Source organism: Nocardia tenerifensis NBRC 101015, assembly GCF_000308715.1.
Classification (GTDB): domain Bacteria; phylum Actinomycetota; class Actinomycetes; order Mycobacteriales; family Mycobacteriaceae; genus Nocardia; species Nocardia tenerifensis.
Window position 1 is genome coordinate 1 of the sequence record NZ_BAGH01000091.1, and the last position, 12,179, is coordinate 12,179.

General features: G+C 68.1%; 11 protein-coding genes. 8 read left to right on the top strand and 3 right to left on the bottom strand.

Going from position 1 to position 12,179, the window contains the following annotated elements:
• The 8 genes from glgP to ON39_RS06940 all read left to right on the top strand — a co-directional run.
• On the top strand, window positions 1-2,421 hold a 2,421-nt coding region (gene glgP, locus ON39_RS06905), incomplete at its 5' end, for an alpha-glucan family phosphorylase (protein WP_040732388.1).
• A 223-nt stretch (window positions 2,422-2,644) separates the two neighbouring features.
• A complete protein-coding gene (locus ON39_RS06910) occupies window positions 2,645-4,006 on the top strand; it encodes an NCS2 family permease (RefSeq protein WP_040732389.1) in 1,362 nt (453 codons plus the stop codon).
• Window positions 4,007-4,151: 145 nt separating this feature from the next.
• Window positions 4,152-4,691: a DoxX family protein gene (locus ON39_RS06915; protein ID WP_040732390.1), complete on the top strand. Its 540-nt coding sequence runs from the start codon at window positions 4,152-4,154 to the stop codon at window positions 4,689-4,691.
• A gap of 156 nt (window positions 4,692-4,847) precedes the next feature.
• Window positions 4,848-5,249 (top strand): RidA family protein, encoded by a 402-nt coding sequence (locus tag ON39_RS06920; protein ID WP_040732391.1) that lies wholly within the window; start codon window positions 4,848-4,850, stop codon window positions 5,247-5,249.
• A gap of 158 nt (window positions 5,250-5,407) precedes the next feature.
• Window positions 5,408-5,989, top strand: a complete 582-nt coding sequence (locus ON39_RS06925; protein WP_040732392.1) for a DUF3558 domain-containing protein — start codon at window positions 5,408-5,410, stop codon at window positions 5,987-5,989.
• Between the two features lie 85 nt (window positions 5,990-6,074).
• A complete protein-coding gene (locus ON39_RS06930; protein WP_040732393.1) occupies window positions 6,075-6,467 on the top strand; it encodes a hypothetical protein in 393 nt (130 codons plus the stop codon).
• Window positions 6,468-6,631: 164 nt separating this feature from the next.
• Window positions 6,632-7,813, top strand: a complete 1,182-nt coding sequence (locus ON39_RS06935; RefSeq protein WP_246003014.1) for a hypothetical protein — start codon at window positions 6,632-6,634, stop codon at window positions 7,811-7,813.
• Entirely contained in the window at window positions 7,810-8,577 is a 768-nt protein-coding gene (locus ON39_RS06940) for an ESX secretion-associated protein EspG (protein ID WP_040732395.1), read from the top strand. Before ON39_RS06935 ends, ON39_RS06940 begins: the two co-directional genes overlap by 4 nt.
• Here the strand turns inward: ON39_RS06940 and ON39_RS06945 are convergent, their stop codons facing one another.
• The 3 genes from ON39_RS06945 to pncA all read right to left on the bottom strand — a co-directional run bounded on the left by ON39_RS06945 (window position 8,578) and on the right by pncA (window position 12,119).
• Window positions 8,578-9,273, bottom strand: coding sequence for a methyltransferase domain-containing protein (locus tag ON39_RS06945; protein ID WP_040732396.1), 696 nt, complete (start codon window positions 9,271-9,273; stop codon window positions 8,578-8,580).
• 178 nt (window positions 9,274-9,451) lie between these two features.
• Window positions 9,452-11,497 (bottom strand): ATP-dependent DNA helicase, encoded by a 2,046-nt coding sequence (locus ON39_RS06950; protein ID WP_040732421.1) that lies wholly within the window; start codon window positions 11,495-11,497, stop codon window positions 9,452-9,454.
• Between the two features lie 55 nt (window positions 11,498-11,552).
• Window positions 11,553-12,119: a pyrazinamidase PncA gene (pncA, locus tag ON39_RS06955; protein WP_040732397.1), complete on the bottom strand. Its 567-nt coding sequence runs from the start codon at window positions 12,117-12,119 to the stop codon at window positions 11,553-11,555.
• Window positions 12,120-12,179: the final 60 nt, after the last annotated feature.

Below are 12,179 nucleotides of genomic sequence, written 5' to 3' on the forward strand. Positions count from 1 at the left end.
ATGCTGGGGGAGGTGCCGGCCGCGCGGGTGGACGAGCTGGCGGCGGACCCGGAGTACGTGCGGCGGGTGGACGCCGCGGCGGCGGATCTGCGCGACTATCTGGCGGCGCCGAGCTGGTTCGAGCGGCGCGCGGGCGAGGAGGGCGTTCGCGGGATCGCCTACTTCTCGATGGAGTTCGGCGTCACCGAGGTGCTGCCGAACTACTCGGGCGGGCTCGGGATCCTGGCGGGCGACCATCTGAAGGCCGCCTCCGATCTGGGCCTGCCGCTGATCGGCGTCGGATTGCTCTATCGCTCAGGCTATTTCCGGCAGACGCTCTCGGCGGACGGCTGGCAGACCGAGCACTACCCGGACCTGGATCCGCAGGGCCTGCCGCTGCGACTGCTCACCTCCGACAACGGCGGGTCGGAGAGCGCGCCGGTGCTCATCCACGTGGCCATGCCGGACCAGCGGGTGCTGCGGGCCCGCGTGTGGATCGCGCAGGTCGGGCGGGTGCCGCTGCTGCTGCTCGACTCCGATATCGCGGAGAACGATCCGGAGCTGCGCGCGGTGACCGACCGTCTGTACGGCGGCGATCAGGAGCATCGGATCAGGCAGGAGATCCTGGCCGGCATCGGCGGCGTGCGCGCGGTGCGCGCGTACACGAACGCGACCGGCCTGCCCGACCCCGACGTGTTCCACATGAACGAGGGCCACGCCGGGTTCCTCGGCGTCGAGCGCATTCGCGAATTCGTCTCGGCGGGACAGGATTTCGACACCGCGCTGGCCGCGGTGCGGGCGGGCACGGTGTTCACCACGCACACCCCGGTCCCCGCGGGCATCGACCGGTTCCCGATGCCGATGGTGCGCCGCTACTTCGGCGGCGCGCACGGCGAATCCGAATCCGCCATGCTCCCTGCGCTTTCCGTGGACCGGATCGTCGGGCTCGGGCGCGAGGCCGATCCTTCGGTCTTCAACATGGCGCACATGGGTCTGCGACTCGCCCAGCGCGCCAACGGCGTATCGCGACTGCACGGCGAGGTCAGCCGGGAGATGTTCGCCCCGCTGTGGCCCGGCTTCGACGCGGCCGAGGTGCCGATCGGCTCGGTCACCAACGGCGTGCACGCGCCGACCTGGGCCGCCCGCGAGTGGTTCGACAAGGCGCGCAAGCACATCGGCGCCGAGCTCGTAGAGGAGGCACGCGGCTGGGAACGGCTGCGCGACGTCGACCTCGGCGAGCTGTGGTCGACGCGAAACGCGTTGCGCGCCATCCTGGTCGGCGAGGTGCGCCGCCGGGTGCGCGCGTCCTGGCTCGACCGCGGCGCGGCGGAGGCCGAACTCGGTTGGGTCGACAGCGTTTTCGACCCGGACGTGCTGACCGTCGGCTTCGCCCGCCGCGTCCCCACCTACAAGCGGCTGACGCTGATGCTGCGCGACCCGCAACGCCTGCGCGCGCGGCTGCTCGACCCCGAGCGGCCGATGCAGCTGGTGGTCGCCGGCAAGAGCCACCCCGCCGACGACGGCGGCAAGGCCCTCATCCAGCAGGTGGTCCGCTTCGCCGACGATCCCGAGGTGCGTCACCGCATCGTCTTCCTGCCCGACTACGACATGTCGATGGCCCGCTACCTGTACTGGGGCTGCGACGTCTGGCTCAACAATCCGCTGCGCCCGCTCGAGGCTTGCGGTACCTCGGGCATGAAGTCCGCGCTCAACGGCGGCCTCAATCTGTCCATCCGGGACGGCTGGTGGGACGAGATGTTCGACGGCGAGAACGGCTGGGCCATTCCGAGCGCCGACGGCGTCCGCGACGAACACCGCCGCGACGATTTGGAGGCCGCCGCCCTCTACGACCTGTTCGAGCGTACGGTCGCGCCCCGCTTCTACGATCGCGACGCCGCCGGGCTGCCGGTGCGCTGGGTCGAGATGGTCCGGCACACGCTACAAACCCTCGGCCCGAAGGTGCTCGCCTCCCGCATGGTGCGCGACTACGCCGTCGACTACTACGCACCCGCCGCCGACGCCTACCAGCGGGCGACCGCCGACGAGTTCGCCGTCGCCCGCGCCGTCGCCGACTACCGGCGCCGCGTCGAGGCGGCGTGGCCGTCGGTGAAGGTGATCCAGGTGGACAGCGCGGGCCTGCCCGACACGCCGATCATCGGGGCGAGCCTGTCGCTGACCGCGCGCATCGACCTCGGCGGGTTGCGGGTCTCCGACGTCGTCGTGCAGGCGGTCCTCGGCAGGGTGTCGACCGCCGACGACCTCTCCGACGTCACCACCGTCGCCATGAACCACACCGGATCCGACTCCGGCGTAGAGCTTTTCAGTGTGGACACGCCCGTCCCGCTGTCCGGCGCGGTCGGGTACACGGTGCGGGTGCTGCCGCACAACGAGTTGCTCGCGTGCGATGCCGAGCTCGGGTTGGTGGCCGCGCCCAACGCCTGAGTCCGCGCCCAGCGCTCGAGCCTGTGCCCACGCCGGCGTCTGTGCTCGAGTCCGCCGCACGCTCGAGTCCGCGTCCGAAGCTCGAGCCTCGCAGCCGCCGCACCAGCCCTTTCGCCCGAGGACGGTCCGGGCGGGTCGTCGGCAGGGCGAATTCCCCGATTGGGTGAATCGTCGGCTAACGTGCCTGGGCACGCCCGTACCACTCCCCGACTGGAGACCGCCCATGGCCACCGCCGTACCGACCGAGCCCCGAGGTCGCATCGACGCGTTCTTCGGCATCAGCGCGACTGGTTCGACCATGAAACGCGAACTGATGGCGGGCACGGTGACGTTCCTGGCCATGTCCTATGTGCTCGCCGTGAACCCGTCGGTGCTCGGCGACGAGGGCGCGTTGGGCGCCAAGGGCATTCCCATGCAGGCCGTGTTCACCGCGACCGCCGTCGCCGCGGTGTTCGGCACCCTCGTCATGGGGCTGTGGGCGAAGTACCCGATCGCGCTCGCGCCCGGCATGGGTCTCAACGCGTTCTTCGCCTACTCGGTGGTGCTCGGCATGGGCATTCCATGGCAGGTCGCGCTGTCCGGCACGCTGCTGTCCGGAATCATCTTCTTCGTCCTGGCCGTCACCAAGGTGCGCGAGCGCATCCTGAACGCCATCCCGATGCAGATGAAGCTCGCCGTCGGCGCGGGCATCGGATTGTTCGTCGCGTTCCTCGGCTTGAAGAACGCCGGCATCGTGGTGAACAGCGACGCCACGCTCGTCACGCTCGGCGACTTCACCAAGGGCACCACCCTGCTCGCGCTGTTCGGGCTCGTCGTGACCGTGGTCTTCCTCGTCGTCGGCTGGCACGGGGCCGTGCTGTACGGGATCGTGCTCACCGCCGCCGTCGGTATCGTCAGCGGGCTCGTCGACCTGCCCAACGGAGTCGTCGCTGCGCCGAAAGGGTTGGAGCACACCTTCGGACAGGCCGTCATCCACCTGCCCGACGCCTTTACCGGCCAGATGGCCGTTGTCGTCCTGACGATGCTGTTCGTCGACTTCTTCGACGCCTCCGGCACCCTCATCGGCGTCGCCAACCAGGCGGGCCTGCTCGACAAGGACGGCAAACTGCCGCGCGCCGCGAGCGCGCTCGCCGCCGACTCGGTCGGCACCATGGCCGGCGCCGTCATCGGCACCTCCACCACCACCGCCTACGTCGAATCCACCGCGGGCGTCTCCGCGGGCGGGCGCACCGGACTGACCGCCGTCACCACCGCGGGCTGGTTCCTGATCGCCATGTTCTGCTACCCGATCTTCGCCGTCGTCGCGGGGTCCGGGGAGGTGACCGCGCCCGCGTTGATCGTGGTCGGTGTGCTGATGGCGCGCGCGCTCGGCGAGATCGACTGGAATCGCCTCGAATACTCGATACCCGCGTTCATCACCGTCGTGATGATGCCGCTGACCTACTCCATCGCGAACGGTCTGGCCATGGGCATGCTCTTCTACCCGATCGTGATGGTCGCCAAGGGCCGGATCAAAGAGGTGCACCCGGCGATGTGGGCGCTGCTGGTCATCTTCCTCGGTTACTTCTTCTTCCTCGCGGAGTGAACCGAGCCCCGGCCTGAAACGTAGCTCACATTAGGACCGGGGTCTGGAAAGTTGTCATGTCCCATGCCATTATCGGACCGCAGTCCGCTTCAACGTCGAAGCACTTTGACAGCTGTGTATCCGACTTGCAGGGACGAGGACCAGCATGACCACGAAATCCGTACTCGACCGAGCTACCACCAACACACAACTCGACGGCGTCTCCGCCGATATCGGACTACTGATCATCCGCGTCGTCTTCGGCGCACTACTCGCCGCGCACGGTACCCAGAAACTCTTCGGCTGGTTCTGGGGCTACGGAATGGACGCCACCGCGGGCATGTTCGACGGCATGGGTTACAACCCAGGCAGGTTCTTCGGCACCCTGGCCGGGCTCAGTGAGCTCGCAGGCGGCCTGCTCTTGGCGCTCGGGCTCCTCACGCCGCTCGCGGGCGCCATCGTGGTGGGCACGATGATCAACGCGATCAACGCGTCGTGGGGGCCGGGGCTGTTCGGCCAAGGTGGCTGGGAGATCGGTTTGCTCTTCGCCGTCGTGGGCGCGGGCTTCGCCTTCACCGGTGCCGGCCGGTTCTCGCTGGACAACGGGCGGCCTTGGCACCGGCAGGGTTTCGCGGTCGGCGCGGCCGCCGTCGCGCTCGGCGTGATCGCCGCCGTGATCACGCTCATCTTCAAGTGGGTTCTCTGATCTACACGACCGTAGTGCGGTGACCCGTTCGGGTCCTTCGTGACCTGATCTGTCGCGCGGGCCTCGTCTCCCTTCGGAGGCGGGGCCCGCGTTGCTGTCACAGTCGGGGACGTTGCGTCGTCTTCTTCTTGTTGTGGTGTGTGAGACGAGGAGGAGATGACGGTGGGTATCGAGATCAGTAATCCGGTGGGGCTGCACGATCCGACGGGGTTCGGGTACAGCCATGTGGCTCGGGTCAGTGGTGAGTTGGTTCTTGTTGCGGGGCAGTACGACTCGGATGGGGAGGGGCATACGACCAGTGACGACTTCGCCGTTCAGGTCGACAATGCCTTCGCCAATCTCGGGATCGCTTTGGGCTCAGTGGGTTTGGGGTTCGCGGAGGTCGCGCAGTTGCGGACCTTCGTCGTCGGGCACGATCTCGACAAGCTCGCGGTGATCGGGAAGAAGATCGCGGAGATCTGGGGTGAGCGTCCGCCGGTGCAGACGCTGGTCGGTGTCGCCGCACTCGCCTTGCCGGGGATGTTGTTCGAGGTGGACGCCGTAGCTGTGCGTGATTGAACCGCCGGACCGCCGTTCGCCGCGTGCCGGGAGCGCGCGGCGAACGGCGGGTGGGCTGGAATGTTCCAACTGGACTGCTCTAGTTTGGAATGGAACCAGGGGGACAGCGTGTGCGTCTTATCCTGTGTCGGGGTGTCCGGGCCGAAGTCAGGAGAGATATGCGAACCGCCGTTGTGTCGCCGAAGTTCGTAGTACGGACGGTGCTGGCCGGGGTGGTGGTGGTCGGGGTGGTCGCGGGGTGCTCGCCGACGAAGGATGGGACGCCTACGACGGAGGTCAGTGGGAAGCCGACGAGTGGCGAGAAGACGGTGCAGTACAACCCGTGTAAGGAACTGTCCGACGAGGCATTGCGCGCTACCAAAGTTGACCCTGCTTCGAAGGACGTGACCACGGACGCGCCAACCGGCCCCGTTAGCGCCCGAGTGTGCCAGTGGACCTCGACCGAGGGCCCGTACTACGTCAGCGTCTCGTCCACGATCTATTCGCAGGACGATGCGCGCAAGAACGACAAACTGACCGGCTTCCGCGATGTGCGGATCGGTTCCCGTGCCGGGTTGGTCTACCAGGACAAGTCTGACGAAGACAAGCTCCGTTGTTATGCGAACCTGCCGTGGTCGAAGGGCATGTTCGAGGTGACCGTCGGGTGGCAATACAGCGAGCGGGCGTCCATGCCGCAGTCGCCTCCGTGCGATTTGGCTGTCAGGCATGCTCAGGAACTCGAGCCCTATTTGCCCAAGTAGGCACCGTCGGCGATGGGCTGTTGGCGACGACCCGAACGGCACAGACGGTGGTGGCGCGCAGGGGACCAGAGTTAGAGGAGGGACGATGTCGGACACCGAGATGCAGGGAATGCTGACGCGCTGGCAGACATTGAAAACGCAGGCCGAGGGGGGCGAACTGCGCCTGGACACGGACATCGGTCAGCAGTTGGCGGCACATGCCGAGCGGATGCGCACCAAGCTCAACGGGTTGATGAATAAGGCTGTCGAACTGGAGCATCTCTCCGGTTTTGGCACACTGGCATCCGCGGAAGATCTGCGGCAGAAGTTCGCGCTCAAGGCCAACAACGGTAATGACTCGGCTGTGAAGCGCCTCAAGCAGAGCATCGACATTGCCACCCTCATGAAGGAAACCTACGAACTCGCCATCCGCAAGATATCGGAGTCCGATCAGTCCGCCGCGGACAAGCTCGCCGGCCTGGGGATGGGTGATGCGTGATGGCTTCGTTCAATGACTGGCTCGTCGCGATCGGCGCGGGAAATCTCACCGGCTCCTCGCGAGAAGCCGACAAGAACAAGCAGGACGATCAACAGCGGGCCGCTGATGAGAAGACGAGGTGGGATCAGGACCGCGGCTTCGTCAACAACGAGTGGTCGAACCTGGTGTCGGAGTACGGCAGCGGGACGTTCGACGCGCCGGCCATCAAGGCACAGGATCCCTTCGAGACCATGTCGCACCAGGCCATCTACAGCGCTCTCGAAGGGGTGCAGGAGGGCGAGATCAACGCGAAGGCCGACGGGTGGCGCAACCTGTCAGCCGACGCCCGCAACGCGGTCGACGAGTTCAAAAGCGGTGTCGAGAAAGATATTTCGGAGCATTGGAACGGTAAGTCCGGCAAGGGCGCGATCGACGCGACGCGCGAATTCTCGACATCGTTCTCTAAGCTGGCCGCCACTTTCCAGATGGTCGGACACGGCCTCGATCTGACGCAGGGGCACCTCGCGCAGGCGAAAGCCAGTGTGGGAAAACCGGATAACTACACGTTCGGCGATCGGATCATCGATTCCTTGCCGTTGCAGAACGTCATCAAGGGCCCCACGCATCGTGCGCAGGAGGCGGAGAGCGAGGCGCGGTATGTCATGACGCAGTACTACCGCCCGGGCGTGAACGAGGTCGACAAGATCACTCCCATCCTCCCCGAACCGACCAGCACCGTGGACAAGAACAACCCCGTCGACCCGGGCACCGGCCCCGGCCCGAGCCAACCCGGCACCCCGAACACGAACAACCCGACGAACTCGCCGAACACCTCGGACCAGAAGTCCCCAAACGATTCCAACAACCCGGACGGCACCACCCCGCAATCCACGCAGCCCGCGAGCACCGATCCGAACTCCACGGACAAGAAGCCCTCTTCGACCACCCCGGCCTCCACCACCCCGGCGAACACCTCCACCACCGACGACCCGACAAAATCTCGGACACCGTCAAACCCTTCCACCCCGTCGAACACACCTAACCCGTCGAACACACCGACCACAACGTTCCCCGGAACCCCGTCACGCACACCGAGCACCCCGAACTCCACCCCGTCCCCCGGCAAGAGCATCCCTGGCAAAGGTGCGGCAACCCCCACCGTCGCGGCCGCGACCTCGGCGCGCAACACCACTTCCGGCAAGCCGGGTATGGCCGGCGCACCGGGCATGGGTGCGGGCGGGGCGCGGGGCAAGGGGGACGAGGACGGTGAGCACAAGACGCCGGATTATCTGATCTACGACCGTGGTTCGGAACTGCTGGGCACGCAGCCGCCCGCGCTGCCGCCGGGCGGGGTCATCGGCGGATGAACGAATCCCGCTGGCGCCTGGACGGTTTGATGTTCGAGCTGGCGCTGGAGGCGCTCGGCCGTGACCGCCTGCCCTACCCGTTGCGCTACACGATCGAGGGCGTCGAAGCCTACGAGGACTATCAACGGTTGCGCGCGAACGCCGCGCGGCAGCTGTCGGGTTTCGCGACTCCGGATTTGTTCGATGCCTTGAATGTGTTGCTGGAACCAAAGGTTCGCGTCGAGGTGCACGGATTTTACGGGCGCGATTTCCACCAGGTGGTGCGGGTGCACGCGGGCATGACGGCGCGCGCGGCCACCGTCGCCGTCCAATTGCCCGGCCCGACACAGGAATATGGCAGCGATATCCTGCTCACCCGCTGTTCGCCGCAGGCCCTGCCGAAACAGATCGTCGCGCAGCTGCCGAAATGCGTCGGCGGCAAATATCCGACGATCAGCGGCCGCCGCTCGGATGTGCACCGGGTCGAATACGCCAGGCACCCGACGCGCCTTTCGCATACCGAGCAACTGAATCGCATCGTCCGTCGCCCGCGCTCGGGGCTCGGCGAGGTGGGCGTGTTCGCGGGCGGCGCGATCGACAGCAGGCCGACGACCGACGGCCGTGGCTTCCACTGGATGGACTACCTACCGGCCGACGGCCGCTATCTGCTGCACAATCACGGCGACGACGAGTTCACGCTCACCCCGGGCCCGGTCGAGGAGATTCAGCATCAGCTGCACGCTCTCGTCGAGACCACCTACCGGGCGGTCGCGCACAGCTGGTGATCAGGGGCGGAGCACGAGCACCGTGTTCGCTCCGTGATGGAACTCGTAGCCGGTCTCGCGCAGCTCTGTTCGAATACCCTTGTCCTCCAGTTCCTTTCGGAGGCTCGCCACCAAATCGTCGTGCTGATTGCCGAGGTGGTCTACCAGGGGGTACGCGCGGATCTCGCCCGCGCAGACTCGAGCGAGTTCCAACAGGGCGGCGAGGTGGAAGTCGGCGTCCAGGCGATCGGCGTAGGTGAAGAGCAGGTGTGAGCTCAGGGCCAGGTCGAAGCTGTCGTCGGGGAACGGCAGCGAGGGGAGCGCGGCGGCGACGTACCGGCCGGGGTGGGCGCTCAGATCGGCGCCGAAGCGGCGGGCGGCGGCGTGGCGTATCTCGCGGTGCCGCTGCGGGCTGCCGTACCAGTCCCACCGGTATCTCGCGGAATGCGCTGTGGCCCAGTGGCTTCCGCGATCGGTCTCGGCGATGGCGAGGTCGCGCAGGTTGTCGGGGGGTCGGGCGTAAACCGGGTCCGCGGCGGTGACGTCGGCGCCGAGGGCGTTCGCCTCGGCCGTGAAACTGGCTGCGCCGCCGGGGCAGTCGAGAATTCGGCCGTGCAGATCGGCGTCGGAGAGAGTGAAAATCGCGCGATACTCGGCCAATGATCTTGCGCTGACCAGAAATTCGCCGAGGACATCATTGTCGGAAGGGTGCGTCATCCGGAAACGGTCTCACGGGCACGCCCGGCGCGCGGAGGGTTTGTGGTGTCCCCGCGCCGCGTGCAGGGCTTGGCGCGGGGACCGCCGATACATTCGGTGTGGGAATTGGGGTTCCACCGAAGTACCACCCTCAAATTTACTTCTGTTCGGAAACAAGTGCGCGCTAATGTGCGCTGTTTCACACCGCGTTTTCGGTGAGTCGTCGCAATGCTTTCACGACGACCTCCGGGTCGGCGGTCTCCCAGTACGGCGGGAGCGAGGCGCGCAGGTAGCCGCCGTAGCGCGCGGTGGCCAAGCGGGAGTCGAGGATCGCGACCACGCCGCGGTCGTCGACGCTGCGCAGCAACCGGCCGGTGCCCTGGGCGAGCAGCAGCGCCGCGTGGTTCGCCGCGATCGCCATGAAGCCGTTGCCGCCGCGCGACTCGACCGCGCGCTGGCGCGCGGTGAGCAGCGGATCGTCGGGGCGGGGGAAGGGGATTCGATCCAGGATCACCAGGCTCAGCGACGGGCCGGGCACGTCGACGCCCTGCCACAGCGAGAGCGTGCCGAACAAGGAGGTCGCCGGGTCGTCGGCGAACTTGCGGACCAGGGCGCCGGTCGCGTCGTCGCCCTGGCACAGCACGGGCGTGTCCAGTCGCTCGCGCAATGCCTCGGTCGCCGCCTTGGCCGCGCGCATCGAGGAGAACAAGCCGAGCGTGCGCCCGCCCGCGGCGTTGATGAGCCGCTCGATCTCGTCCAGGTAGGCGGGGGCGAGGCCGTCGCGGCCGGGCGGGGGGAGATGTTTGGCGACATAGAGAATGCCCGACTTCGCGTGGTCGAACGGCGACCCGACATCGAGCGAACTCCAGCGCACCTTGTCGTCGTCGGCCGGGACCTGCGCGCCGTTGGCCATGCCGGGATCGACCTGGCTGGACGACTGGGCCGGCAACCCCCAGGTGATCGCGAGCCCGTCGAACGAGCCGCCGATCTGCAAGGTCGCCGAGGTGAGCACCACGGTGGCGGTGCCGAACAGCCTGCTGCGCAACAGCCCGCCCACCGACAGCGGAGCCATCCGCAGCGTGCGCCGGGCGACGCCGCGGATCTCGTCGGCGGACAGCCAGATGACGTCGTGTCGCTTCGCCGGGTCCGGCTCGTCGAACGCGGTGAGCGCGCGCACCGCGCTGTCGTGGATCTCGTCGATCGCGGCCAGCGCCTGGGTGCGCGCGGCGGCGGTCTCGACGTCGCCCTGCTGGGTGGTGCCGCCCTGCGGCGCGAGCGCGGTGCGGGCGTTCCACGCGGCGTCGCGGATGAGCGCGAGCACCGGGGCGACGCCCTCGGGCAGCCGCTCCCAGCGGGCGGCGGGCAGCTCCTCGAGCACGTCGTGCCAGGCCTCGGCGGCGCCCTCGAGGCGGTCGACCTCTTTCTCGTCGATGAGCTTGGTGCAGCGGCGCGCGGCCGCGGTGATCGCGGTGGCGGCCAGGTCGGCCGTCGCGACGCCGGTGACCCGGTCGACCAGCTCGTGCGCCTCATCGATGACGACCACGTCGTGCTCGGGCAGCACCTGGATGCCGCTGATCGCGTCGATCGCCAGCAGCGCGTGGTTGGTCACCACCACGTCGGCCTGTGCGGACTCGGCCCGCGCGCGCTCGGCGAAGCAGTCCTGCCCGAACGGGCAGCGCGACTTGCCGAGGCACTCCCGCGAGGACACGCTGACCTGTTTCCAGGCGCGGTCGCTCACGCCGGGCACGATCTCGTCCCGGTCGCCGGTCTCGGTGTCGGAGGCCCACTCGTTGAGCCGCTGCACCTCGCGGCCCAGGCGGGAGATGGCGAACGCGTCGAACAGCTCGGCCTCGGCGGGCTCGTCGGGGATCGCGCTATTGATCTTGTTCAGGCACAGATAGTTGTTGCGCCCCTTGAGAATCGCGAACTTGGCCGCACGACCGAGCGGCTTGCTCAACGCCTCGGACAGGCGCGGCAGGTCGCGGTCGACGAGCTGACGTTGCAGCGCGATCGTCGCGGTCGACACGACCACCGTGCGCCCGGTCCGCACGGCGTGGCGCAGGCTGGGCACCAGGTACGCCAGCGACTTGCCGGTGCCGGTGCCGGCCTGCACCGCCAGGTGCTCCTTGGTGTCGATCGCGTGGTCGACCGCGGTCGCCATCGTCACCTGCCCGACGCGCTCTTTTCCGCCGAGCGCCTGCACGGCGGTGGCCAAAAGTTCGGGGACGGCGGGGAGTTCGGGCACGGCGTGCAGCCTACTGCCCGAGACCGACACGGCACGCGGGCGTCGCGACGATCGATCAGGCGCGGACGCTTCCTTCGAGGTCGACGCCCGCGGCGCGCATGCGATTCAGCGCGGCGTCGGTGGTGTCGCGGGCGACGCCGGCGGTCAGGTCGAGCAGGACGCGGGTGTCCAAGCCCTCGATCCTGGCGTCCAGCGCGGTCGCGCGGACGCAGTGGTCGGTGGCGATGCCGACGACGTCGACCGCGTCGACGCCGCGAGCGCGCAGCCACTCGGCGAGCGCGGTGCCGTCCTGCGCGGTGCCCTCGAAACCGGAGTAGGCCGCGGAGTACGCGCCCTTGGAGAAGGTCTCCTGGACGGGAGCGGTGTCCAGGTTCGGGTGGAACTCCGCGCCCGGGGTTCCGGCGCGGCAGTGCGGCGGCCAGGAGTCGACGTAGTCGGGCTGTGTGGAGAAGTGCGCGCCCGGGTCGATGTGGTAATCGCGGGTCGCGACGATCGCGTCGTAGTCCGCGGCCGCGAGGTGCTCGCTGATCCGCGCCGCGACCGCGGCGCCACCCGCGACGGCGAGCGACCCGCCCTCACAGAAATCGTTCTGCACGTCGACGATGATCAGGGCTCGGGCCATGGTGACCTCCTGCGGTGTGAACTCCAGTATCCGTACTGCATTGTGCCGCGCCGCGGGCCG

What these genes read in the sequence shown, in the direction of transcription:
- ON39_RS06910 (WP_040732389.1), top strand. Translation starts at nt 2,645, where the DNA reads ATGGCCACCGCCGTACCGACCGAGCCCCGAGGTCGCATCGACGCGTTC.
- ON39_RS06915 (WP_040732390.1), top strand. Translation starts at nt 4,152, where the DNA reads ATGACCACGAAATCCGTACTCGACCGAGCTACCACCAACACACAACTC.
- ON39_RS06920 (WP_040732391.1), top strand. Translation starts at nt 4,848, where the DNA reads ATGACGGTGGGTATCGAGATCAGTAATCCGGTGGGGCTGCACGATCCG.
- ON39_RS06925 (WP_040732392.1), top strand. Translation starts at nt 5,408, where the DNA reads ATGCGAACCGCCGTTGTGTCGCCGAAGTTCGTAGTACGGACGGTGCTG.
- ON39_RS06930 (WP_040732393.1), top strand. Translation starts at nt 6,075, where the DNA reads ATGTCGGACACCGAGATGCAGGGAATGCTGACGCGCTGGCAGACATTG.
- ON39_RS06940 (WP_040732395.1), top strand. Translation starts at nt 7,810, where the DNA reads ATGAACGAATCCCGCTGGCGCCTGGACGGTTTGATGTTCGAGCTGGCG.
- ON39_RS06945 (WP_040732396.1), bottom strand. Translation starts at nt 9,273, where the DNA reads ATGACGCACCCTTCCGACAATGATGTCCTCGGCGAATTTCTGGTCAGC.
- pncA (WP_040732397.1), bottom strand. Translation starts at nt 12,119, where the DNA reads ATGGCCCGAGCCCTGATCATCGTCGACGTGCAGAACGATTTCTGTGAG.